Consider the following 23,677-nt stretch of genomic DNA (forward strand, 5'->3'; position numbering starts at 1 on the left):
GCCCCTCCTCGTAGCAGAACTGCTTGGCGCGGACGTGGGCAGCGCCGTGATCCCCCATGAAGCAGATGATGGTGTTTTCCATGAGGCCATCGCGCTGGAGGAGTTCCATGACTTTGCCGATCTTGCGGTCCAGCTCGGTGGCGGCGTCGAGGTACTGCGCCATGTCTTTGCGCGTGACTTCGTGATCGGGGTAGTAGGGGGGAATCTCCACCTTTGCGGGGTCAGCATGGAGTGGCGCGTGAAAGGTGCGGTGGGTCTCCTGGAAATTGAGCTGCGCGTAGAAGGGCTGATGCAGCTTGAGGTCATCCCAGCTGGAGGAGTCGAAGGGCTTGGTGGGTTCTTGGAAGTTCCAATCGGTTTTGCCGCTGCCTTTGAATCCGGCTTCGGGTGGAAGCTCCTTCACATTGGCGGTGAAGTAGCCGGCCTCGCGCATGCGCTCGCTGATGACCTTTACGCCTGCGGGCAGGGTGAAGCCGTCATCGCGGTGAGAGCGGTGATTGTGCGCGCCGATGGTGGTCTGGTACATGCCGGTGTTGAAAGCGGAGCGGCTGGCGGAGCAGACGGGGGCGGTGGTGTAGTAGCGGGTGAAGCGCATGCCCTTTGCCGCCAGAGCATCGAGCACTGGTGAGGAGACTTCCTTGGTACCGTAGCAGCCGAGATGCGGGCCAAAATCTTCGGCGATGAGCCAGAGGATGTTAGGGCGCTTTTCCCCGGCATGGAGGGTGGCGACCAAGCAGAAGCTGAAAAGGCAAAGAAAACGGATCATGCGCAGAGCATGACGAAAAATGCCGCGCAGAAGCAAGAAAGTATTTGTAGCGAACGCCTGATCGTTGCCTGTCGAGGCGACCATTTATTGCATCATTTTCTGCGCCTTGGAGATGATGCGTTCCTCAAGTGTGTCCGCAAATTTGTCCGGATGCAGCGGGTTGGACCAGTACATGAGCGAACGAAAGGCCTCATAGCCACCCTCAAGCAGCACGCGTCGGCTCGGAATGTAGGCGAGGATGTCATTGCTGTAGCCTGCGACCCACAAAGCTCCCGGCCCCTTGAACTCGTGCTTCAGGCGCAGCGAATAATCCACACAAGTCTCACCGCTGAGCGCCACGAAGGTCAAATCATGACCGAAGTGAACCACCTGAAGCGGGTAGTCGTAGTGGTCGCGCAGTCCGGTGTGCTTGATCGCATGCAATCGCTTTTCATCCCACTTGCGCTGATAGACCTCGTAGCTTTTTTCATAGCCTTCACCCGTGCTCAGCCGTTTTTCGATCTGGTCTGCCGTGGGAATCGACTGGTAGTCGAGCTGCGTCGTCTGCCAGTCAATGCGCAGCGGGCCATGGATCGGTTTCGGCTTTGCATCCAACGCGGCCTCCACTGCGGTGGCGAGGCTTTGACCGTGGCGGAGGCTGAAGACCGGACTGAAACGTGGATAGGCGTTCTGATCACCACCGCAGCCCATCATGAACAGTGCGATGGTGCCCGGATGCGCCTCCTCGATCAGTTGCTGCGCATGACCTGCATAGTCACCGTGCCATTGCTTGATGCTCATTGATGTGTTGTGGCAGGCGTAGCCAAAGACGATGGCGCTCAGCTTGCCAGCCGCCGTTTGAACCGTGAGCACCGGCACATCATGATCCACCACGCCCTCGGGATTCGGGCTGTTTAAGTAGGGATCGCCGGTCGGCTTGTCGCTCTTGAGCCTGCGGTTCATTGCAAAACCGCAACGCGCGTGGCCATAACTGACCGTCGCCGGTTCCACCTTCTGCAATGCCTCGCTGATGACGCCGATGATCTTGTCCTTCAGCCATGCGTTGTAGCGCAGGCAGCGCTCCTTGCGAAGAGGATCGGTGAAGTTCATGAATTCCAGCTCCGTGTAACGCAGTTCCGGACCGCAATGCGTATGCGAGCAGTTCAGCAGCAGCGCCTTTTCAGGCAGACCAAACCTGGCCTTCACGGCCTCCGCCACTGCATCCCGGAGCTGAACCGTCACCTCCACCAGATCAAGCGTGACCATCACGAAGCGCTCCCCCTGCGTGTCCTGAAGCGCCAGAGCCTTCGCGTGGAGTTCCATCGCTGTGCCCTCTGCAGGAACCTCACGGTTTGCGAAACCGGCGAGGTACATCGGCTCTGTCGGTGTAATCACCGTCTTGGCGGCTGCCGCTTTCCATTCTGGCGTCTGTGCCGAGGTCTGAAGAACGAATGCAAACGCGAAAGCCAGGATCGGGAAAACAGGATTCATGATCGGACTCATACGCGCCGACGAGTCCGGATATGCCAATCCGGTTTTCAAATGACCTTGATTCACTTCTGACGAAGCCGGGAGGAGCCTTGACTGAACCCTTACTCCCGCTTGCTCAGCAGATATTTGAGAAGCTCCAGAGCCTTGCGCTCGGGCATGGATTCGAGGAGGCCGGGGGGCATGAGGGAGACGGACATCTTCTGGCGGTCTTTGAGATCGGCTTTGGGGATGATGAGGGATTCCGTGACGGTGCGGGCGGTGATGGAGGTGTCGGTTTCCTGCTCGATGACGCCGGAGATGACGCTGCCGTCTTTTTTGGTGAGGACGTGAAGCTGGAAGTTGTCACCGACGACGGCATTGGGATCGATGATGTTTTCGAGGAAGTAGTCGAGGCCATTGCGCCAGGAGCCGCCGAGATCGGGGCCGAGCTTGCCGCCAACACCGCCCATGGCATGGCACACGGCGCAGACCTGCTTGAAGGTTTCCTCGCCTGCTTTGCCGTTGAAGGCCCACAGAGGCGCGGATTGATAGGCTTTCTTCAGTTTGGCGATGCTTGCTTTGGCGGCTTCGCTGGAGTCGTTGACCTTGCCCCAGACGACGTCGAGGAGGGTGTTGACCTCGGCGTGGTTCAGATTGCGCATCTGGCGGATTTGCAGCGAGCTGAGGTGTTTCTTTTCAAAGGTGCCTGCTTTGACTGCGGCGAGGAGTGGCAGGGCCAGTTCGGGGCGGCTGGTCAATGCGCCCAGTGCCGCGCTGCGGTCGGTGTCATTGAGTTTGGTGAAGTGTGACATCAATGCCGCGGCTGTTGCCGGATCGGCGGAGCGTGAGAGCAAGGGGATGACGGCACTGGTGAAGTCGGGCTGATCGAGGAGCTTGGCGAAGATGGGAGTCGCTTCGGGGTCGCTGACGCGTTTGAGCAGATCGAAGGCGCTGCGGCGCTGGGGGAGAGGCTGTGTGGCATCGGCAAGGAGGTCGCGCATTTTGGCGAGCACGGCTTTGTCTCCGAAGAGGGCGGAGAGCTGGTCTGAGGTGGTGCCGGGAAACTTGGATTGGAGTTGAGGCCAGGCTTTGGGCATGGCGGCTTTGGCTTCGTCCTTCATGCCGAAGGCGAGGATTTTCAAATCACGTTCGGATTGGATGGTGGGGATGAGGGCTTCGCGGCCTGCAGGAGTTGTGGCAGCATACCAGCGGATGGAATCGGCGAGGGATGGGAGTGGCGTTTTTGCCGCGAGTGCGAGGCCGCGGGGCCAGTCTTCTGCGATGACGCGGGCGAGGCCGAACCAGATCATCTTCGGGAGAAAGCGGTCGTCTTTGTCCTCGGCGTGCATGGCGAGTGAGGAAGCGACTTCCCAGACGGTCTTGGCGTCCAATTTTGGAAGTGCGGAGGCGAGGGCGAGGCGGACGGTGGGTGAAGGGTCGGTTTGGGCGAGTTTGAGGAGGGTGGCAGAGACTAGCTTGGGCTTGCCTGTTTCTTCAGTGGCGAGTTGGATGGACCAGGAACGGACTGTATCAATGGGATCCATTACCGCGCCGGCAAGATCCTCGTCGGCAGCGTTTATCACATGAAGAGACCAAAGGAGAGGCAGCAGATGATTTGGATTAGCCTTGTTCCGATCTACGGTTGGCAGCCATTTCATTACGTCACTGCCGACTCTCCCATTCAACGCCACTCGCGTTTGAAGCAATCGACGCGCCATTCGTGCACTCCAGTCGTTTGACTTCAACTGTAGTTGCACTAACTCCACATCACTCATCTTCCCCAAGTCCACCTTCACCGGCTTGTAGGTCTCTTTCCAGGAGATGCGGTAGATGCGGCCGTTGGTGCGGTCCCATTTTTCGTCTTCGGGATTGTGGCAGTGCTGGGTGTCGGTCCAGTCGATGACGTAGACGGCACCGTCGGGGCCGGTCTGGAGATCGACGGGGATGTAGTCGGGGGCGGAGCTGTAGAGGAGGTCGTAGCCGGCGTGGAAGGTCTCGTAGCCACTGCCGGTGCGGACCATGTGCTGCTGATTGATCTGATGGCCGTGGAGGTTGTGGGTGAAGAGGTGATCGCGATAGATGGCGGGCCAGTTGTTGCCGTTGTAGATGAGCGTGCCGACATGCGAGTGGCCGCCATAGACGGCGGTGGTGCCGGGTTTGCCGGCGCCGCCTTCTCCGCTGTCATAACGGGCGGAGGCGGGGAGGAAGTTTTGCAGGTCGGGCGCGAAGTCCGGGGCGGTGGCGGAGATGAAGGGGGCGTATTTGCTGTTGGCCTGATTCCAGAAGTGACCATTGCGGATGGCATTCGTGGTGCCGCCTTTGCCCCAGAAGCTGCGGCAATGGGTCATGAAGAAGTGGCCGTTGCTGTTGTAGTCGAGACCCCACTGATTGCTGCCGCCGTGGGAGAAGATTTCGAAGACGTGGCGCACGGGGTGGTAGCGCCAGACGCCGGCATTGAGAGTGATGCGCTGGTCATCGGGAGTGCCGGGTTTGCCGATGTGGGACTGGGTGAAGACGCCTTGATTGCCGTAGAGCCAGCCGTCAGGGCCCCAGGTGAAGCTGTTGAGGGTTTCGTGGGTGTCCTGGTAGCCCCAGCCGTCGAGGAGGATCTGCGGCTTGCCTGCGGCATCGTTCGCATCTTTCGGAATGAACAACAAATAGGGGGCTGCTCCGACCCACACGCCGCCGAAGCCGACTTCGATGCCGCTGACGAGATTGAGACCTTCGCAGAAGACTTTTTTGGTTTCGAAGGAGCCGTCGCCATCGGCGTCTTCGAAGATGCTGATGCGATCTTTCCCCTGCCCTTCGGGCTGGCGGTTCGGGTAGCTGAAGGCCTCAGCCACCCACATGCGGCCGCGTTCATCGAAGCAGAAGGCGATGGGCTGGCGCACATCGGGCTCGGCGACGATCAGTTCCACTTGGAAGCCGTCCTGCAGTTTCATGCCTGCGACGAGTTTTTGTGCGGCGTCGTTTTTGATGCTGGTGGGTTTGGCGGGATTGGGCAGGAGGTGCCAGAGGACGGGGCTTTCATCGCCACGCTTGGTGCGGTCTGCGCTGACGCTGAAGGAAGCCACGGCGAAGGCTGGCTTTTGATCGTGGAAGACGAAGTCGTCGAAGTTCACGTGGCCCCATCCGATCTTGGACTGGTCGATGATGCGGATGAAGATGCGTTTGCCAGCGACGGCTTCCAGATTCACGGCCACACGCTTCATGTTTTCCTGCTGGGCGGCGCTGCTGCTCTGGATGATTTTGCCGGTGGCTTCTTCGACGATTTCGACGCGCTCGGTGCTGGCATCTGGTGCGGCACCGAGCAGGAAGCTGGCCCAGGGATGGGTGGCGATGAAACTCGTGGAGGTGAGGGTGCCGGTGCCTTTGTCTCCACTGCGCTCGTAGCCGCCGAGCCAGAATTTGCCAACGTGCTGGGAGTTGCCGCGTTTGCGGATGGCGACGGTGTCGCCTTCGACGGGCTGTTTTTCCCAAGCATCGCCTTCGGCTTTCCAGCCTGCGAGGGTGCCGGTTTCGAAGCCGAGGTTGAGTTCGGCGGGTGGTGGGATGGAGGGGACGTCGGTGGTGCTGACATTGCGAGCAGGAGTGCCCGCATCACTGCGCTGAGGCATAGCGGTTTTGCCGAGATGGGTGAGCTGGATGTTGCGAAATTGAACTTTCGCAGGGCCAGGACCGCTGTGGAGCTGGAAGGCGATTTTGCCGCTCCATTCGGCGGCTTTGGTCTCGTGATCGTCGAGGACGCTCATGAGTGTGTCGTTCACGCGCACCTCCACATGGGAGGCGGTGGCGGTGATCTGGTATTTGTTCCAGTCGTTGGACTTGATGACGGTGGCCAGGCTTTTTGGTTCGGCGAAAACGTCGGCCCAACGGCGGCCATCTGGGGCGATGCTGACGCGAGAGCCGCGCTCCACGAGCAGCGCTCGACCGTGTTCATCATAGATGCGGCCGAGCCAGACTGCGCCTTGATCGAGATCGGCCTGATAGCCGCTGGCGTGGCCGTCCGGACTTTGCTGGCAGCGATACTGGATGCCGGAGTTTGCGCTGGGGCCGCCGGTGATGCGGAATTCGACGGTGAGATCGAAGTCATGCGCCTCGCCGTCCCAGAAGATCCACTCGTTGCCTTTAAGCTGCTGATTGGCGGGAATTTCGCCGGTGATCGCTCCGTCTTCCACGCGCCAGTGCTCCGTCTTGCCGGACCAATGGGCGAGTGTCTTGCCATCGAAAATCGATTCAGCGCAAAGCGGCAGCGTGGCGAACAGGAGGGCGCAGAGAAGTTTCATGGTGGTTGGAGCGGGTTGGCGACCCTGCTTATACAACCACCGGCCTCAGCATGATGCAGACATGATTTTGGCTGAATCGGTCATTTCTTCAGGATTCCTGACACGAAGGAATCCAAGGCTTTCGTGGCCGGGTCATCGGGAAGACCGAGGTCGTTATTGAGCTTCACGTGGCTGGTGTCTTTGGCACCGAAGACGGTGGTCGGGACTCCGGCCTCTTTCAGAGCATTGCCGAGGCGTGCCGCCTGGGCGCTTGTGTCTGGATGGGCGGCCACGTGCAGGATGAGGAATGGCGGGATGCCTTTGCCTTTGGAGACATGAGTGACCGCGGAGAAGTCGATGTGCTTTTCCGGTGTGCCGTCAAATTTTTCGCGATGGCCATTCACACGCGGCGGCAGGTGGTGGACACGGAGGCGCGTCTCGGCGGTCTCGATGATGGCTGGCACATCGTAGGTGTCGCCGTCCACAGGGACGCAGCCGATGAGGCAGTCGAAGGAAGCGCCTTCGGCTTTGAGATAGCGGTCATCGGTGCAGAGGATGGCCGCGAGCTGGGCTCCGGCGGAATGACCACCGACGAGCACGCGCTTTGGATCACCGCCGTACTCAGCGATGTGTTTCTCCATCCAGCCAAAGGCTTTTGCAACGTCGCGGATGAGCGTACCCATGTCCACTTCGGGAAGCAGGCGGTAATTGGTGGAGACAAACACGAAGCCTTTGTCCATGAACCACTGAGGCTTGAGCTTCACGTCCGTCTTGTCGCCCTGAGTCCAGCCGCCGCCGTGGATCCAGAACACGACGGGCAGGTTTTTGGCATTCTGAGGGGCGTAGATGTCGAGCACATGACGTGCGTGGCCGTTTTCGACGTAGGGGATGCCGGACTTCACGCTCTGGGCGAACGCAGTGGCGGCAAATGCGAGGGTGGCGAGAAGGATGAGTTTCATGGTGGAGACCAATACGCCACCACCCCGACTTATTTCCGAGCCGGGAGATACTTTGCCAGATCTCGCATGGCGATGACCTTGCAGCCTTCGTCTTTGAGATGCTGCATGTAACTTTCGAACTTGGCCGGGTCTGTGTTGACCCAGGGGTGCTGGATGTCGGGCACGCCGTGAAAGGTCATGACGGCGATCTTGCCATCCTTTGCCTGAGCCACGGCGGCCTTGAACTGATCCTGGGTGCTGTCTGGTTTGCCATCGAAGGCCTGGGGCATGGTGAGAAGATCATCCTTTTCGGGATCAAAGGCCTGGGCACCGCCTGCGCGTGCAAACTGGTAGCCGCGCTCACGCAGCAGCTTCACGGCCGCCTCGCTGGTCTGATAACCGGGATAGCAAAAGCTGACGGGTTTGGGGATGCCGTATTTCGCGCACTGCTGCTCGATGAACTCGACATCCGCCGCCAGCTGTTCCGGTTTTTGTTTGGACACACCGGCGTGTTTGCGAGTGTGGTTGCCGATTTCGAAGCCATCTGCATTCAGCGTCTGGATCTGCTCCCAAGTCATGTAGTGTTCCTTATCCACGAGGAATTCGAAGCCTTCGGTGATGAAGAACGTGGCACCGAAGCCGTGCTTTTTGAGCAGAGGTGCCACGAAGGTGGCGTGGCTGGCCACGGAATCATCAAAGGTGAGAACTACCAGACGCGCTGCGGCGGGTTCGACGGCGATGGAGCGCCAGGCGAAGGTGACGGTGAGAAGGAGGGCGGCGATGGCAATGTGGACGGGCTTCATCGGGGATCACTTCACTTTCCAAATTTTCACATCGTCGATCCATACGGTGTTCGGCACCAGGAAGCTGAACCAGCGTTTCATCGGATGGGCGTAGCCTTCCGAGTGATGACTGGCGAGCACTTTGCCATCGAGGCTGAGGCGCATTCCGTTGCCTTCGGTGACGAGGACGAGTTCGTGCCATTCAGTGTCGGCTTTCCATGGGACGACCACCTTCTTGGAGTTTAGCAGGGCTTCGAAGTCAGCAGGCAGTTTTTCTTTGCGTGCCAGAAAGTCATCGCGCTTCTTTTTGACCTCCAGGTTCATGGTGCCGGTTTTGTGGTCGATCAGCGTGATGCTGCTCTGGCTGAGAATGCCGTAGCAGAGGTGTCCGGCGTGAACGCCTTTCAATTCGCGGTCCACATAGCCGAGCTGAAGTGATTCACCTGGGTTTAGGCCGGGAAAGCGGAAGCGGACCACTGCGCCGCCATCGGTGAATCCGGCCTCGTGATGAATGTGCGCGGCATGCCCTGCTTCTTTCGAGGCGCTGGCGATTTTCAGGATGCCGTCGTCGAGATCTGCCATCTTGATCTGCGGCACGCGATCTGCCGTGGCGCTGTTCCAGCCATTGCCGATGGCTTTGGCGAGATTTCCATTCTCCTCACGCTCGAAGGCGTCATGAAAGATCATCTGCCCCTTTTCGCGCAGCCATGCGGCATCATCGCGGGGTGCGGCAGTATCGGCGGCTTGAAAGGCTGACAGAGGAGCCAGCAGCAGGGTGGTAAAAAGAAATGCCTTCATGCTTACTTCGGTGCCTTCACGCCTTTGGCCTTGTCCGCTGCTTCCTTGGCTTTCTTTTCGGCAGCAGCTTTGGCTTTTGCCTCAGCGGCTTTTTGCGCCGCCATGATGCTGGCGGCTTCGAGCGGCGGCCAGGAGGCCTTGGCTTTGTCGAGTTCGTCCGCATTGAGACCGAGAGCCTGCAGCACGCCGACGGCCATGAGCTTGTTGCCTTCGACATTCATGTGGACGCCATCGCTGGTGAGCACTTTCACGCTGGGCTTGTTCTCGGCCTTGATGCGCTCCTGAAACATTGCGTTCAGATCGGCGAGCGGGATTTTCTTTTCCTTCGCGAGTTCACGCAGGAAGGCATTGTAGGGCGCGAGCAGGCCGTTCTCTTTGCTGTCGAGATTTTCCTGAATCACGGTCGCGGTGAGCATGACGGGCTTCACGCCTGCGGCCTGCGCCTGATCGATGATCGCCGTGATGTTTTTCTTGTAGGTGCCGCGGGTGGAAACCTTGTCATCGTAAGTGCCGCTCTTTGCCATGGCATCATCGAGAGGCACGCCACGTGGTCCGTGCCAGACATCGTTCACGCCGCAACTCAGCGTCATCCACTGGGGTTTCTTGCTCAGCACGTCATTGTCCAAACGTGCGAGCATCTGATCGGATTTATGACCGCCGACACCTGCTGGAATTGCCTCAGCTTTGACGCCATTGGCTTCCAAACCGGAGATCACAAGCCGCACGTAGCCTGCGGGGTTGCCCCAGCCGCCTGCGGTGATAGAGTCACCGAGGAAGGCGATTTTCTCGCCGCTTTTCACGGCGATTTCTGCTTTGCCAAGATTGGGAACGAGAAGGGCGGCCGCGAGGACGGGAAGAAGATGGATATGAGTGTGACGCATGGCGGTTGGGAGTTGGCTTGCTGAATACAACAAGCTAACGCAACGCTACCAGCGTCCTTTCTTCCGGCTTCACTCCATGCTCAGATTGAGACTCAGGGCTTGAAGACAGCGATTTCCTTCGCTGTGGCGACATCCCAAGCGCGAACAAATCCATCTTGATCACCGCCCAGCACGACATCTCCGGACTTGGTGGTGGCGAGTGATTGAAGGAAGCCTGTGCTACCAGCCAGCTTTTTCACCTCGCCTCCGTCACTGGTGATGAGGCGGAGTTTGGTATCACCAGCGCTGGTGGCGATCTGATCTGCGGCACCGAGATAGTGAATGCCAGTGACTTCCTTGTCCCAGCCATCAACGCTCTTGCGGCGGTCACCGGTGGTCCAGTCCCAGACTTTGACGACGTTGTCGGCACCGCTGCTGGCCAGCACGCGGCCATCGGCACGCCATGAAAGGCCGAGCACGTGGTGCGTGTGACCTTCAAACACTTTCACGACTTTGCCGGTGCTCAGATCAGTGATGCGCACGGCTTTGTCTGCGCCGCCGGAGGCGAGAAGCTTGCCATCGGGTGAGAAGTCGAGCGCGAAGATGCTGTCGAGATGGCGTTCGGCATAGTTCGTGGTGAGCTTTCCAGTCGCCACGTCCCAGAGTGTGATGTCGCCACTGCGGGAGGGCTCGCCGCTGCCGATGGCCAGCGTTTTGCCGTCGGGGCTGAAAGCGAGACTGTTGGCGCGGTCGGTGATTTGGGAATTGCCGTCGCCTGTGCCGAAGGTGCGCTCGAGGGTCCAAGTCGCACTCGTGCTGCCCGGCGCGATGGGTTTGCCATTCACGGTGCTCCAGGCAAGCGGCGGGCCGCTGTCCTGTTCGGCGATGAGTTCGAGACCATTGGCAGAGAACTGCAGTGACTTGGCTTTCTTGAGGCTCGTGGTGAGTGTTTTGGCAATCAGGTCACGCTCAGCGTTCGCGTTCACCGCCTCTTTTTTCACGACTTCCAGGCGAGCCTTCTCATCAATGACGGCCTGCTTCGCCTTCTTTTCATTTTCGGTGACGAGTTTGATTTCGTTCGCTGTATCGGTGATCGCGGCTTCGGCACGGGTGAAGGCTTCCTGCGCGAGCTTGAGATCTGCGGCGGCCTTCGTGGCCTTTTCCTGAGCATCGGTGTTCTTTTTGGCCAACGCTTCGTCGGGTTTGCCTTTGGGAGTCTTGGCGATTTGATCCGCGATTTCCTTCGCTGATTTCTCTGCCGCGGCTTTGGCATCCTCCTTGGGCTTTAGGGTCTTCCGTTTTTCTTCGAGGCCTGTCTTCGCGAGTTCCACGAGCTCGGTCAAAGCTGCGGCCTTTTTTGCATCGCTGGTGGCCGCAAGTTTGATTTCAGCAGCAGCAGTTGCCATGGCTGCTTCGGCGCGTTGGAGAGCGGCCTGAGCCTGAGCGAGGTCGGTTGCGGTTTTGGCAAGACTGGCCTGTGCTGCAGCCTGCTTTTGGGCCAAGGCTTCATCTGGTTTGCCAGCGCTGGCTTTAGCCACTTCATCCGCGATTTCCTTGGCCGCTTTATCGGCTGCGACCTTGGCGTCCTCCTTGGGCTTGATGTCCTTCTTCTTGTCTTCAAGGGCCTTCTTGGCGAGTTCGGCGAGTTCGTTGGCTTTCTTCAGGCGATCGGTCTGCTCGGTGACAGCTCTTTCAGCCGTCCTAATGGCTGCACCCTGATACGTCTCTTCCAGCGCAGCGCGCACGGCGGTGAGCGTGCGCTGAGCAAGGGCCTGCTCGGTGGCGAGATCGGATTTGATGTGGGCGATGAGCTTGCCGCCGACGGTTTCGGTCAGCTTGATGGAATTGTCCGCTTCCTGCGTTGCGGTGAATTTGGCCGAAGGGGCGAAGGCGAGAGCTGCGGGGGCGCTGCGTTTCCACAGCTTCACCTCACGAAAGCTGCCGGTGGCAAGGCGTGTGCCGTCGGGGCTGAAAGCCACAGACTGCACAAGATCGCGATGGGCGACACCGGGCTGTTTGTAGAGACCGGTTTTGAGCAAGGTTTCATCCGTGAGCTTGGTGACGAGGCTCTGGGTGGGCAGATGGTAGATGCTGATCTGGTTTGCCCGAGCTGCCGCAGCAAAATCCCCCAAGGGCGCAACGGCGATGGCATAAATGGGCTGCAAGCCGACTGGCAGCGGCTCCCATGCGATGATCTGCAACTTTTTGGGTGAAGCTTTTGCGCCTTGATCGATCCAAGCTTTGAAGAGCGCGAGCTGCTCGGGGGTGAGATTCACTGCGCCGACCTTGTTGCCCTTCGGTGGCATCTCGGAATCCCAGGTGTGAGCCGCTGCTTGATACATGACGCTCTCCGCGCCTTTGCCGGGAATGATGCCTTTGTCACTTTCGCCGCCCTTGGCCATGAGCTCCGGGGTCTCCATGTTGAGGCCGCCCTTGGTGGTGGTCTTGTTATGGCAGGCGATGCAGTTGTCCTTCAAGAACGGACGGATCTGCTGGTCGTAGTCGATGGGCGCGGGAGCCGCGGCCATGACAAAAGACGAATTGAGGATGATGAACGGGAGGATGATTCTCATTTTTTGGCGACCTCCTTCACACGAATGCGGATGGGATTGGAATAGACAATGAAAGTGGCGTCTTTGGCTGCAGACTTCGCGGTGAGGTCTTTGACGAGCTTGTCAGCGGCGGCCTTGGTGGTGTCCGCCGTCTTGAGGGCGGCGGTGGCGGTTTTGACGAGCTCGGCCTTTTTCGGCGTTGCGTCCGCATTCGCGGCATCGAGCTGCTTTTTGGCTGCAGCCTGCGCTTCGGTGGCTTTTTTGGCGTCGGCTTCGGCAGCGTTGAGTTCTTCGAGGCCACGGCGGAATTTCATTTTTGCCGGGCCTTGGAGGATGAAGCCATAATCTCCGGGTGCGAGTTTGAGAGCCTTCACATCGAGCGTGAATTTGCCAGCCGCAGCTTTGGCGGGGATGTCGGCTTCAGGAGCTTTGGTGACATCCATGAGACCGAGAACCTTCAGTTTGAGCGCATCGGCAAAGTCGGCATGACGGGTGACTTTGAGGGCGATATCGAGTTTGGCGTCGGCAGCGACTTCGAGGATGTCCGTTTTTTCCGTCTGCACGAAAGCAGGAGCAGTTTGTGCGCTGACGCCAAGCGCAGGTGCGCCGGCGGTGCGATAGAGGACGTTGTCCCGGGCGGCGTCAGCCACCGCATAACACACGAAGCGACTCTGAGGAATGCCACTGAGGAGGCTGGCTCCAGCCGGGGCATCGGCGCTTGCTTGAAATGCTATGTAGCCCAGAGACTGGCCTTTGCCGATGAAGCCGCCGAGGCAGGTGACGCCTGCAGGGAGCTTGTCGGCCTTGAGTTCAAGGGGCTCGCTCAGGGCATTGCGATTGGGAGCGATGATTTCCAACGCGGCGATGCCACCACGGGGGACATTGGCGCTGCCAATTTCTCCACCTTTGGTCTTGGCTCCGGGCAGGATGGGATTGAGGGCGATGAGATCTTCGAACTTCGGCGCTTCCTTGAGAATGCGCAGCTCATAGGGCTGAGTGGTGGCGAAGTTGTCGCTGAGGGTGATGCGGAAGGCGCCATCCGCCTTTGCTTCATAGGCATACGAGGGATCGCGGCTCGGAAGGTTGATGCTGGGTGCGGGCACGATGGCCGGTGCATCAGCGACTTCCGCCTGCGGTTTGAGCGTTTCTTTGCCTGCCGGATCTTTGGCCAGATTTTCAATGACCAGATGCGGATCGGTGGCATGGCCGAGCTGATGGGAGCGCACCGCAATGATGAATTTTTCGCCCGCCTTGAAGGGCAGATCAAAGACCTGTGGCAGACCTTGGGGCAGGAAGGAGTCCCGCACAGTCTGGCCGATCTGGATGGGGCGCACGTCCTCAAGCTTGACGGTCTTTGGAGCCGGAGGGGCGGCAGACGAAAGAGTGATGCGGTAGCCGTAATCATCCCCCGTGCGAAACATGAGTTCGTTGATGCGCAGGAGATAGGTGGCATCGGCCGTGGCGGTGAAGGCGAGGACTCCGGCACGCATGTGGGCCAGTTCGCGCCCGGTGGGTGAAAGCAGCGCACCAAGCAACTCGGTGCGTGTGTCAAAACGTCGTCCGTCAAAGGTGGCGGTGAGATGCTGCCCCTTTTTCAAATCCACGCTGAACCAGTGGGGCGAATTGGATTTGAAGCAGCCTTCAACCACAGAATTGAGGCTGACTTTGAGCGCTTTGTCAGGTTTGGCGTTTGTCCCGGAGGAGTCGATGGAATCAAGCGTGGTGATCTCGAAGACACGTGGGTTGGAGACACCGTAGCGTCCGACGAAGCGGCAATCGTAGAGGGCAGGCTTCAGGTCTGCGGGCAGCGTGATGCTGAAGACGTTTGGCTTGACGCTCTTGAGCGGAATGGTGCGCTCATTGAGCAGGACCGACTGCGGCCCTTCGAGATCTGTACCACGCAAGGTGAGTTCCAAGGTGGCGCCGGCTTTGGCCCCGAGAGGAGCAACCGATGTCAGCGTCGGAGATGGAAAGGTGGCCTGGGAAAACGCTGGGGCAGAGAACGCCAGCAGGACTGAAAATTGGAAACTGAGAACTGAGAACTGAAAATTGGAGCGGGGCATGGCATGAACGCTTAGTGATTGAAGAGGAACTCTTTCGTGTTCAGCAGCGCCCACAGGATGTCCTCATAGGCTTCCTTTTTGCCTTTGAAGGCTTCATCGCCGGTTTTGCCCGCGGTCTTTTTGTCGAGGTGGGTGTGGGCAAATTTGATTTCGGCGGCGTTGGGATCGCGGCTGAGGGCGATGTGGTAGAGGTCGGAGATCTTGTCGTCATCAGGGCGCGTGTCCTTCGTGAGGGTGTCGGCGCGACCATTGCCACGGGAAAGCTGGGTCTGGATTTCGGCGGCATTCAGAAGATGGAGGCTCTGCGCGAGGCTGGCCTCCTGGGTGCGTTCGCATTCGCAGGCGCTGGAGGAGTCGGGACGGCCAAAGACGCTGAGGAAGTAGGTGCTCTGGTTGTAGCTGTTGTCAGGCAGAGAGACGGCGCGCGTGCCGGGGGCCTGGCCGGCGAAATTCGTTTGTACATCGAGCAGCGTGTTGACGGAATCGTAGAGGACTTCGGCATTGAGACGCTTTGGATAGTAGCGGCTGAAGTTCTGACGGTCCTTGGCGTTGTAAGTGTTTGGAACAGCGCTGAGCTGGTAGGTGGTGGAGTTGGTGATGGTGCGGATGAGCTGCTTCAAATTGTAGCCGCTCTTCACGAAGTCCGCTGCGAGGGCGCTGAGAAGCTCGGGATTCACCGGCGGATTGGTCTCACGCATGTCGTCCTCGGGCTCGACGAGGCCGCGGTTGAAGAAATGCTTCCAGTAACGATTCACCAGTGTGTGGGCAAAGAACGCGTTGTCCTTCTGGCTCATCCATTCGGCGAGCGCACGGCGCGGATCTTGTTCAGGCTTCAGTTTCAAAGTTGGGCCGCCAAGACTGGTGGGGGTGACGGCCTCCTTGGTGCGAATGTTCGTGGTCTGGGCCACACCGCGCTTGTTGAAGATCATTTCTTCACCGGCAAAAGTCGAAGGCTTGCGGCTGACGTTGCTGAAGAAGGCGGCGAAGCCATAGTAGTCCTGCTGGCTCCATTTTTCGAAGGGGTGATGGTGGCACTGCGCACACTGCATGCGTGTGCCGAGGAAGAGCTGGGCGACGTCCTCCATCTGCTGCTTCATTTCCTTGACCTGGCGATACCAGGCGACGGGGGGATTTTGATCGAGATCACCGGAGGCGGAGACGACTTCGCGCACGAACTGATCGTAAGGTTTGTTGTCTGCGATGCTGTCGCGAATCCACGAGTAGAAGAGATAACTGCCGCGTGCAAAATTGGGCTGGGTGCGCTGGTTGCGCAGGAGGGCGCTCCACTTGTTGGCGAAGTACTCGGCGTATTCAGGGCTGTCGAGCAGGCGGTCGATGAGGATGCTGCGCTTTGCCGCATCTTTGGAGGCCATGAAGTCTTTCATCTCTGCGGCGGTGGGGAGACGACCGGCGATATCGAGGGTGACGCGACGGATGAAAGTGCCGTCGTCAGCGATGTCGGACGGCGGCATGCCGATGGTCTTCAATTTCGCGAAGACGAGATCATCCACAAAACCACGGGATGCCGGCAGTTTTTCCACCGGAGCGCCGAGGGGTACGGTGGCGCGGAAGGTGGACACTTTGCCCTGATAGCGAACCATCACGGCGACGTCTCCGGGGAGATCAAAGAGCTGCACGCGACCGGTTTCGCTGGTCTCGGCCATCGCTTTTTCGTTGGCTTCATACAGCGCGCGCTTGGTGACGTCACGAGTGCTGCCGTCGGTGTAGTGTGCGGTGACCTTGAGCTGCTGCGCACCTTTGAGGGGCATGGTGAGCTTGGCGGGCTCCACGCTGATGCTCGCCATTTTGGGGTCGGTGTCCTTGCCATAGGGCATGCCTTCGCGAATCCAGCGAGCCAGATCGGCGTAGTCCTCAGATTTTGGATCGAGCTTCTTGCCGCCGCCATGCGGGAGCTGTGCGGTGCCTTTGGTCAGCAGCAAACTCTGCTCCGCCGAGGCCGGAAACACACGACGTCCGCGCGCCTCCTTGACGATGTGCTCATAGTCTTCCTGGGGTTCGAAGCCGAGCAGCGAGAGCTTGAAGCCGTTCTGTCCGCCCGATTTGCCATGGCAACCGCCGGAGTTGCAACTGCCCTTGGTGAGGATGGGAACGATGTCGTTCGCAAAATTCAGCGGGCGCAGAGCTTCGGCCGCAAAACAAGGTGCGGCGGCAGAGAGTGCGGCGATGAGGGTGGCGCGTTTCAGATTCATGATGGGTCAAACTACGGGGTGAGAACTGAAATCTTGTCTTGCAGATTAAAAGGAGCGTGAGTTTCCGGCTTGAACCTTTCACACCAGTTCCGCCATCGGCAGATGGCTATCGACCAGATACTGCGGTCTGCCGGTGAGATCGGTGAGGGTGGCCTTGGTGACATCAATGCCCATCTGTTTGTAGAGCGTGGCGAAGACTTCGCCAAAGGCGACGGGACGCTCCGTGGGTTCGCCGGCTTGCTTGTCGGTGGCGCCGATGACCTGACCGTGGCGCATGCCGCCGCAGGCGAGAAGTGCCGATGCGACGCGCGGCCAGTGGTCGCGGCCGCCTTTGGCGTTGATCAGCGGCGTGCGGCCAAATTCACCCCAGACGACGACGGAGACATCCTTGCCCATGCCGCGCTCGTGCAGATCGGCAATGAGGGCGGAGAGTCCGCTGTCGAGCAGCGGCAGGTCTTCGCGCAACTGGCCGAAGTTGTTGGAATGGTAGTCCCAGCGGCTGAATGCGAGCGTAACGACGCGAGCGCCAGCTTCGACGAGACGGCGTGCGGCAAGGAAGTGCTCGGGCAGGCGCGGGCCGCCGTCGTCGCGATTGCGGTTTTCGCCTTTGCCGTAGCGCTCGACGACGCGCGGATCTTCACGGCTCAAATCGAGCGCGTGAAGCAGCTTCGGACTCGTGAGCACATTGAGCGCCTGCTCATTGAAGACATCCACGCCGCCCATGAGGCCGGTGGCATCGAGATCACGCCGCAGAACGTCAAAACTGGAGAGCAGTGACTTGCGATCACGAAGACGATCCAAAGTGATGCCACGGAGTGACATGTCTTCTGTGCCGCCGCCGCGATTTGGCTGGAAGGGTGCATGCGCAACGCCGAGATAGCCGGGCTCACCCGTGCGGGCCCATTCCATGTGACCCATCTTGGGTGCGAGCCCAACGAAGGGTGGCATGGCGGGATTGGTGCTGCCCTGCAAGCGCGAGACGATGGAGCCGAGGGAAGGCCAGCCACCGGGAGGCTGCTGCTTGGTGCTGCGGCCGGTGAGGCACTGAAAGGCATCGTGACGCGAGTCGCAGTCGGCCAGCGAGCGGATGAGGGTGCACTTGTCCATCATCTTCGCGAGACGCGGCAGATGCTCGCAGATCTGGATGCCGGGGACGTTGGTGGAGATTGGTTTGAACTCGCCGCGAATCTCGCTCGGAGCATCCGGCTTCATGTCGAACATGTCCTGATGCGACGGTCCGCCGGGCAGGAAGATCATGATCACCGCCTTGTGTGACTTGCCGGTCTTCTGCACGGACTCGGCACGCAGCACATCATTCAACGACAGCCCGCCCATGGCGAGCCCGCCGATCTTGAGGAAGTTTCGACGTGACACGCCATCGCAATAACCGCCGCTGGGATGGGAGTATAGATTGAGCATGATCTGTTGGAGGACCTTTAACCTACGGAGCGAGGGACGGGACTCTTGCCAGACCGGTCACACAGCCGGCGTTTGGTTCAAACATGAGCGGACTGATCGGACACACGATGTATGGAATCCTGGCGGCGAAAGCAGCAAAGGGGCGAGGGCTGCCCATCACACCGATCATCGAGCGGCACCTGCCGAGCTTCCTCTGCGGCGCTTATCTCGGCTGCGACATTCAGGTGATGCCGGAAGCGGTCTGCGTCGATACCGGACGCGAGGTTGGCTTTGGCACGGTGCCGTTGGAAAAAAGCCCGATCACAAGCGGCGCGGTGAAGCCCTGGACGCTGGAGCATGAGGGGCGCAGCTACCGGCCCAAAGAGATTCACGAGCTGTTTTATGGCCGTGCGCATCTCGTGTTCGGCTGGGCAAAGCCGGAGGTGAACCTGCGTGTGCCGTGGGACCATCTGGCAGATTATTGCGCCCGGGCGATTCGTGATGACATGAGCTCTGAGCGCGGGCTGGCTTATGCGCTGGGCTGGATGGTGCACATTGTGGGAGACTCGTTGATCAAGTCGATCCAGCCGGGCATTCGGATGCATTTGCTCGATGGCGTTTACACCCCGCGAAACCGCATCGTGCAGGATCAGTTCACGTTTCACACGATTGGCGGCGAGCTGGGAGTCGACTGGATTCAAACTTTCCGTGACATGGCGGCGACGCCCGTGGAGACAATCCAGCCGCACTCCATGCGTGTTGGCGAGAAACGCGGTGAGCTTGCTCAACTGTTCGATGACGGTTGGAAGCCCGAGCTGCAATCACTGCTGGCTGCCGTGCTCACCGAAAACCGCCGCTGGCTCCCGTATCACACCACCGATGTGCTGCGTGTGGTGCAACGCGACAGCGAGGAGGCGAAACGTGTCAGCGGCGGGCTGGAATTTGATGCGATGATCAAAATCGCCGAGAGCGCGGGCATGCGGGACACTTTGGTGACGATCGCCGAACAGTGCGCCGATTTGATGGAGCAAACCATCGCGCAGGTACCAGAGTGGCGGAAATTGCCTCGACAGCGCGCCGAAGGCTGGAACAAGCTCAAACGTCCATGATCTGTTACGTCAGCCCCGAAATCGGCGAACCCATGTACAGTGTGTGCGGACGGCCGGTGAAGTCTTTCCAGATCGTTTCGCGTGGCAGGCCCAGGGCTTCGTAGATCGTCGCGGCGAGATTTTCGGGTGTCTGTGCATCGCTGGCGGGATAGCCGCCGTGTTTGTCGGTGGAGCCAATGACGCGACCACCTTTGATACCACCGCCGGCGAGAAGGATGCTTTGGGCGTGGCCCCAGTGATCGCGGCCCGGCAGAGCGGTGGATGAGATGCTCTTGATTTTTGGCGTGCGACCAAACTCGCCGCCCATGATGATGAGGGTCTCATCGAGCTGGCCGCTGGCGTCGAGATCTTCGAGCAGGGCGCTCACGGCCAAATCCATCGGTGGGAGCAGGTAGTTTTTCAGATTTCCCCAGGCGGCCTGATGCGTGTCCCAAGTCTCGCTGTTGCCGAGATTCACCTGCACCATGCGCACACCGCTTTCCACCAGCCTGCGGGCCATGAGCAGCGACCAGCCAAAGCTGTTACGGCCGTAGCGGTCGAGCATTTTGGGATCCACTTTTTCCAGGCTGAAGGCATCATGCACCTTGCGATTGCTCAGCAGGCCGATGGCCGCCTGCCGGGTGGAATCAAAGGCTTCATCACCCGCCAGCGCGGTGAGATCATTGGTTTGCTGCTCCAAGGCATTGCGCAGTGAAACGCGGTCCATCACGCGATCCATGGTGAGTCCCTGCGGCAGCGAAAGATGCGGGGCCTGGAAGCGCAGGGTGGGGTCTGTTTCAAAACCGCGCTCATGATGGAACAGGTAGTTTGGATACGCGCCGTAGTGCTTCGGATGGTAGGGCGACATCTCCAGGAACCAGGGGTCATGCTGCGCGCCAAGCGTGCCTGCGAACTGGCCGGCGAGCGTGCGGCCTTCGCGATGCACGAGCTTCTCCGGCAGCACAATGGCGGGCGGCAGATTGTCTTTGCGCTTCGGCAGCAGTGCCGTGGCCAGCGCCGCCATGCTGGGATGATCGGACTTCTTCGGCTTCGATGGATCGAACCCCAGCGGCGCATCACTGCGGCCGGTGAGCATGATGTGATGGCCCAGCGAGTGATCACTGCTGCCATGTGTGAGCGAACGTACCAGCGACCACTTTTCCGAGATGCGCGCGAGATTGGGCAGGTGCTCGCAGATGTGCAGCCCTGGGGTGCGGGTGCGAATGGGCTTGAACTCGCCCCGGATTTCCATGGGGGCGTCCGGCTTCATATCGAAGCTCTCATGCTGAGCGAGTCCGCCGGAAAGGAAGATGTAGATCACGGACTTGGCCCGTGGCGGTTGCGTGGCCGCCGTCATCGCCTGGAGGGCGCTGAGATGATTCATGCCGAGGCCCAGCAAACCCACCGCCCCGGCCTGAATCACTTCACGGCGGGAAACGGGATGCGCTGGATGCGGCAAGGACATGCACCTTCACATACGCGCGCCGTGGCCAAGACTTTCCAAACGGACTACTTCCGATTCCAGGCACCCAGCTTGATCGTGTGATCAGCGGTTGATACATCCGCCGCCGATTTGATTCGCAAAATTTTGGTCACCACAATCGCGCCATCCTGAACCACCACACGCAGATCGGCTTCATCTCCTTCTTTGAGGACCAGCCCTTCTGGAATAGTCGTTTTGATTGGATACATGGCCACCTGTAATGCCTGAAGGGGGCATGGGCAAGCCGCCTTCCGCTCAAATCAGCTCGGGCATCGGCTGCCAGCCATCAACCAAATACTGCGGCCGACCGGTCAGATCGTTGAGCGTGGTCTTCACGGTGTCGATGCCCATGTGCTTGTAGAGCGTGGCGAAGACTTCGCCGAAATGGACGGGACGTTCGGTGGGTTCGCCGCCGAGTCTGTCGGTGGCACCGATGACCTGACCTGTGCGCATACCGCCACCTGCAAGCAGGGCGCCCCCGACACGGGGCCAGTGGTCGCGACCACCGTCTTTGTTCACCATCGGCGTGCGGCCAAACTCGCCCCAGGCGACGACGGCGACGTCTTTGTCGAGGCCGCGTTCATGCAGATCTTCCACGAGGGCGCTCATGCCTTGATCAAAGAGCGGCAGATGGCGCAGGAGCTGCGGGTAATTGTTGTCGTGGAAGTCCCAGCGGCCGAAATTCAGCGTGACCACGCGCGCCCCGGCTTCGACGAGACGTCGAGCGAGGAGGAAGTGCTCAAGATTGAGCGGAGCACCATCGCCGTAGTTCTTGGGATCACCTTTGCCGTAGCGTTCACGGGTTTTGAGGCTCTCCTGATTCAAATCGAGCGCGGTGAGCAGCTTGCTGGAGGTCAGCACATTTAGGGCCTGCTGATTGAAGGAGTCCATGCTGCCGACAAGGCCGCTGGCGTCGAGTTCGCGGCGGAATTTGTCAAAGCCGGTGAGCAGGGAGCGCCTGTCTTCGAGACGGTCGAGCGTGATGCCATTGAGCTGGAGATCATCCATGCCCGCGCCGTTCGGACGGAAGGCGGCATGCGTGTTGCCGCAGTAGCCTGGATGCCCGGGCGATCCATACGGCGGATGACCGGCTTTCGGAGCGAGGCCGATGAAGGCGGGCATTGCGGGATCGGCCTGGCCTTTGAGCTTGGAAACGACAGAGCCCAAAGAGGGAGGATCGGAAAGACGGCCCACGGGGGCTCCGCCACCGTTCGGTGGTGGTGGCTTGCCGGTGTAGCAGATGAAGCTGTCGTGCGCACCGTTCGGCGAGCCGTACATGCTGCGAATCGGCACCAGCTTGTCCATGATCTTGGCGAGACGCGGCGCGTGCTCGGATATGTGGATGCCGGGAACGGCGGTCTTGATGGGTTTATAAGGGCCGCGAATCTCCAGCGGCGCGTCCATCTTTAAATCATACATGTCCTGATGCGGCGGCGCACCGCACATGTAGATCATGATTACGGACTTGAAGCTGCGGCCCGTGCGAGCCTCCGCCTCGGCCTTCAACAGTTCTGGCAACGACAGCCCGCCCATGGCGAGGCCGCCGATGCGAAGGAAGTCGCGACGCGAGACGCCGTCGCAGAACTTGCCGTGGGATTTGCCGGAAAGAGTGAGCATGAGAGTAAGCCAAAATAAGCACTCAATGTGCCGGAACTATCATCAAAACGACGTTATGTGCCGGTCATGCTTCGCCCGCTGCTCTGTTTCATGTCCCTCATATTGACCGCCTCCGCCGCCGATTTGCCATGGTCGCCACTGCCTGCTCTGCCCGATGAACGCGGTTTCGCGGGTTCGTTTGCCGGAGTGGTGGATGGCACGCTCATGGTCGCCGGCGGCACGCATTTCATCGACAAAATGCCGTGGGAAGGCGGCACGAAGGTCTGGTATGACACGCTCTTCGCGCTGGAGAAACCCGATGGAGCCTGGCGGGTGGTGGGAAAACTGCCGAAACCCAATGGCTACGGGGTGAGCATCACGACTCCCGCCGGCTGGATCATCCTCGGCGGTGGCAATGCCACGGAGCACTTCCGTGAGGTGTTCTGGGTGCAAAAAGCTGGCCAACTGCCGCCGCTGCCAAAGCCCTGCGCCTTCATGTGCGGCTGCGAATCCGATGGGGTCATCTACATCTCCGGGGGCATCGAAACACCGTCGGCCACCACCGCCCTGAGCACGTTTTGGTCGCTCGATTTGAAACAATCCGGTGCGAAGTGGCAGGAACTGCCCCCCTGCCCTGGCAAACCAAGGATTCTGGCCTGCATGGCTGCGGTGGATGGCGTGGTTCACCTGTTCAGCGGTGCGGCATTGCATGCGGGAAAGGATGACAAGCCTGAGCGCGAGTGGCTGAACGATGCGTGGGCCTACCAACCGGCCGCAGGTTGGAAAAAGCTGCCTGACATGCCCCGCGTGGCCGTGGCGGCTCCGAATCCTGCGCCAGTGATGGATGCCAAGATTTACATCCTTGGCGGGGACGACGGGGCCAACGTCAATTTCGAGCCCAAGGAAAAGCATCCCGGGTTCCCACGGTCGATTCTGGTCTTCGACGTGAAAACGCAGACTTGGAGCCAGGCGGGCGAGGTGCCCTTTTCGCTCGTCACGACCAATGCCGTGCGCTGGAAGGACCAAATCGTGATCCCCGGCGGTGAGGCACGGCCGGGCGTCCGATCGCCGCAGGTCTGGAGTGGGGCGAGGAAGTGACTTGCAACTCCTCCCAGCGAACTCCAATGCTTGATGATGAGTCGTAGTATTTTGATCACCGGCGCAAATGGGGCGCTGGGCCTTGCCATTGCCGAATTTTTCCTGACACGGGAGGAAGACTGCCGTGTGTTTCTCGGAGTGCGGGAGCGGAGGGAGCGGGCGCAGGAGCTGGCCGGACGATTTTCGGACCGTGCAAATTTAGTGACACTCGAAATTACCTCTGCTGACGATTGGAAGGCAGCAGTGACCGAAATCGAAACCAAAGCCGCACCTCTCGGCGTCCTGATCAACAACGCCGGCTTCCATGAAGATGCGCTGCTGGCCAACATGG

General features: G+C 59.8%; 17 protein-coding genes. 3 read left to right on the forward strand and 14 right to left on the reverse strand.

The window, feature by feature from the left end:
- From WAW39_RS09450 to WAW39_RS09500, 11 genes are all read right to left on the reverse strand, one after another.
- A partial coding sequence (locus WAW39_RS09450; protein WP_422318115.1) for a sulfatase-like hydrolase/transferase occupies positions 1–766 on the reverse strand: 766 nt, incomplete at its 3' end.
- A gap of 84 nt (positions 767–850) precedes the next feature.
- The gene (locus tag WAW39_RS09455) at positions 851–2,236 is read right to left on the reverse strand and encodes a neutral/alkaline non-lysosomal ceramidase N-terminal domain-containing protein (RefSeq protein ID WP_422318117.1); all 1,386 of its coding nucleotides are present in this window, start codon (positions 2,234–2,236) and stop codon (positions 851–853) included.
- Between the two features lie 101 nt (positions 2,237–2,337).
- Positions 2,338–6,501, reverse strand: a complete 4,164-nt coding sequence (locus WAW39_RS09460) for a PVC-type heme-binding CxxCH protein (RefSeq protein WP_422318119.1) — start codon at positions 6,499–6,501, stop codon at positions 2,338–2,340.
- Positions 6,502–6,581: 80 nt separating this feature from the next.
- Positions 6,582–7,439 carry an alpha/beta hydrolase gene (locus WAW39_RS09465; protein WP_422318121.1) on the reverse strand — a complete coding sequence of 286 codons (858 nt, stop codon included), beginning with the start codon at positions 7,437–7,439 and terminating at the stop codon, positions 6,582–6,584.
- 29 nt (positions 7,440–7,468) lie between these two features.
- Positions 7,469–8,221 carry a polysaccharide deacetylase family protein gene (locus WAW39_RS09470; protein WP_422318123.1) on the reverse strand — a complete coding sequence of 251 codons (753 nt, stop codon included), beginning with the start codon at positions 8,219–8,221 and terminating at the stop codon, positions 7,469–7,471.
- 6 nt (positions 8,222–8,227) lie between these two features.
- Positions 8,228–8,998, reverse strand: coding sequence for a hypothetical protein (locus tag WAW39_RS09475; RefSeq protein WP_422318125.1), 771 nt, complete (start codon positions 8,996–8,998; stop codon positions 8,228–8,230).
- A 2-nt stretch (positions 8,999–9,000) separates the two neighbouring features.
- Positions 9,001–9,879 (reverse strand): SGNH/GDSL hydrolase family protein, encoded by an 879-nt coding sequence (locus WAW39_RS09480; RefSeq protein WP_422318127.1) that lies wholly within the window; start codon positions 9,877–9,879, stop codon positions 9,001–9,003.
- Positions 9,880–9,971: 92 nt separating this feature from the next.
- A complete protein-coding gene (locus tag WAW39_RS09485) occupies positions 9,972–12,431 on the reverse strand; it encodes a c-type cytochrome domain-containing protein (RefSeq protein ID WP_422318129.1) in 2,460 nt (819 codons plus the stop codon).
- On the reverse strand, positions 12,428–14,473 hold the full coding sequence (locus WAW39_RS09490) for a hypothetical protein (RefSeq protein WP_422318131.1): 2,046 nt from the start codon (positions 14,471–14,473) through the stop codon (positions 12,428–12,430). The genes WAW39_RS09485 and WAW39_RS09490 overlap by 4 nt, the downstream gene beginning before the upstream one ends.
- Positions 14,474–14,484: 11 nt before the next feature.
- On the reverse strand, positions 14,485–16,683 hold the full coding sequence (locus WAW39_RS09495) for a DUF1549 domain-containing protein (protein ID WP_422318133.1): 2,199 nt from the start codon (positions 16,681–16,683) through the stop codon (positions 14,485–14,487).
- A 78-nt stretch (positions 16,684–16,761) separates the two neighbouring features.
- Entirely contained in the window at positions 16,762–18,102 is a 1,341-nt protein-coding gene (locus WAW39_RS09500; RefSeq protein ID WP_422318135.1) for a DUF1501 domain-containing protein, read from the reverse strand.
- 83 nt (positions 18,103–18,185) lie between these two features.
- Here WAW39_RS09500 and WAW39_RS09505 point away from each other — a divergent pair, with 83 nt between their 5' ends.
- On the forward strand, positions 18,186–19,190 hold the full coding sequence (locus WAW39_RS09505; RefSeq protein ID WP_422318137.1) for a hypothetical protein: 1,005 nt from the start codon (positions 18,186–18,188) through the stop codon (positions 19,188–19,190).
- 4 nt (positions 19,191–19,194) lie between these two features.
- On the opposite strand, the gene WAW39_RS09510 is transcribed toward WAW39_RS09505, so the two are convergent.
- From WAW39_RS09510 to WAW39_RS09520, 3 genes are read right to left on the reverse strand one after another with little or no spacing between them, the layout of a single operon-like run.
- Complete coding sequence (locus tag WAW39_RS09510) at positions 19,195–20,634, reverse strand: DUF1501 domain-containing protein (RefSeq protein WP_422318139.1); 1,440 nt, start codon at positions 20,632–20,634, stop codon at positions 19,195–19,197.
- 44 nt (positions 20,635–20,678) lie between these two features.
- The gene (locus WAW39_RS09515) at positions 20,679–20,861 is read right to left on the reverse strand and encodes a hypothetical protein (protein ID WP_422318141.1); all 183 of its coding nucleotides are present in this window, start codon (positions 20,859–20,861) and stop codon (positions 20,679–20,681) included.
- 46 nt (positions 20,862–20,907) lie between these two features.
- Positions 20,908–22,269, reverse strand: coding sequence for a DUF1501 domain-containing protein (locus WAW39_RS09520; protein ID WP_422318143.1), 1,362 nt, complete (start codon positions 22,267–22,269; stop codon positions 20,908–20,910).
- A 90-nt stretch (positions 22,270–22,359) separates the two neighbouring features.
- On the opposite strand from WAW39_RS09520, the gene WAW39_RS09525 reads away from it, so the two are divergent.
- On the forward strand, positions 22,360–23,346 hold the full coding sequence (locus WAW39_RS09525; protein WP_422318145.1) for a kelch repeat-containing protein: 987 nt from the start codon (positions 22,360–22,362) through the stop codon (positions 23,344–23,346).
- A 36-nt stretch (positions 23,347–23,382) separates the two neighbouring features.
- The coding region (locus WAW39_RS09530; protein ID WP_422318147.1) for an SDR family NAD(P)-dependent oxidoreductase at positions 23,383–23,677 on the forward strand (295 nt) is incomplete at its 3' end.

It is taken from the genome of Prosthecobacter sp. (assembly GCF_049294395.1).
Lineage (GTDB): Bacteria > Verrucomicrobiota > Verrucomicrobiia > Verrucomicrobiales > Verrucomicrobiaceae > Prosthecobacter.

What these genes read in the sequence shown, in the direction of transcription:
- WAW39_RS09455 (WP_422318117.1), bottom strand. Translation starts at nt 2,236, where the DNA reads ATGAATCCTGTTTTCCCGATCCTGGCTTTCGCGTTTGCATTCGTTCTT.
- WAW39_RS09470 (WP_422318123.1), bottom strand. Translation starts at nt 8,221, where the DNA reads ATGAAGCCCGTCCACATTGCCATCGCCGCCCTCCTTCTCACCGTCACC.
- WAW39_RS09520 (WP_422318143.1), bottom strand. Translation starts at nt 22,269, where the DNA reads ATGCTCACTCTTTCCGGCAAATCCCACGGCAAGTTCTGCGACGGCGTC.
- WAW39_RS09510 (WP_422318139.1), bottom strand. Translation starts at nt 20,634, where the DNA reads ATGTCCTTGCCGCATCCAGCGCATCCCGTTTCCCGCCGTGAAGTGATT.
- WAW39_RS09460 (WP_422318119.1), bottom strand. Translation starts at nt 6,501, where the DNA reads ATGAAACTTCTCTGCGCCCTCCTGTTCGCCACGCTGCCGCTTTGCGCT.
- WAW39_RS09480 (WP_422318127.1), bottom strand. Translation starts at nt 9,879, where the DNA reads ATGCGTCACACTCATATCCATCTTCTTCCCGTCCTCGCGGCCGCCCTT.
- WAW39_RS09505 (WP_422318137.1), top strand. Translation starts at nt 18,186, where the DNA reads ATGAGCGGACTGATCGGACACACGATGTATGGAATCCTGGCGGCGAAA.
- WAW39_RS09475 (WP_422318125.1), bottom strand. Translation starts at nt 8,998, where the DNA reads ATGAAGGCATTTCTTTTTACCACCCTGCTGCTGGCTCCTCTGTCAGCC.
- WAW39_RS09485 (WP_422318129.1), bottom strand. Translation starts at nt 12,431, where the DNA reads ATGAGAATCATCCTCCCGTTCATCATCCTCAATTCGTCTTTTGTCATG.
- WAW39_RS09515 (WP_422318141.1), bottom strand. Translation starts at nt 20,861, where the DNA reads ATGTATCCAATCAAAACGACTATTCCAGAAGGGCTGGTCCTCAAAGAA.
- WAW39_RS09465 (WP_422318121.1), bottom strand. Translation starts at nt 7,439, where the DNA reads ATGAAACTCATCCTTCTCGCCACCCTCGCATTTGCCGCCACTGCGTTC.
- WAW39_RS09490 (WP_422318131.1), bottom strand. Translation starts at nt 14,473, where the DNA reads ATGCCCCGCTCCAATTTTCAGTTCTCAGTTCTCAGTTTCCAATTTTCA.
- WAW39_RS09500 (WP_422318135.1), bottom strand. Translation starts at nt 18,102, where the DNA reads ATGCTCAATCTATACTCCCATCCCAGCGGCGGTTATTGCGATGGCGTG.
- WAW39_RS09495 (WP_422318133.1), bottom strand. Translation starts at nt 16,683, where the DNA reads ATGAATCTGAAACGCGCCACCCTCATCGCCGCACTCTCTGCCGCCGCA.
- WAW39_RS09525 (WP_422318145.1), top strand. Translation starts at nt 22,360, where the DNA reads ATGTCCCTCATATTGACCGCCTCCGCCGCCGATTTGCCATGGTCGCCA.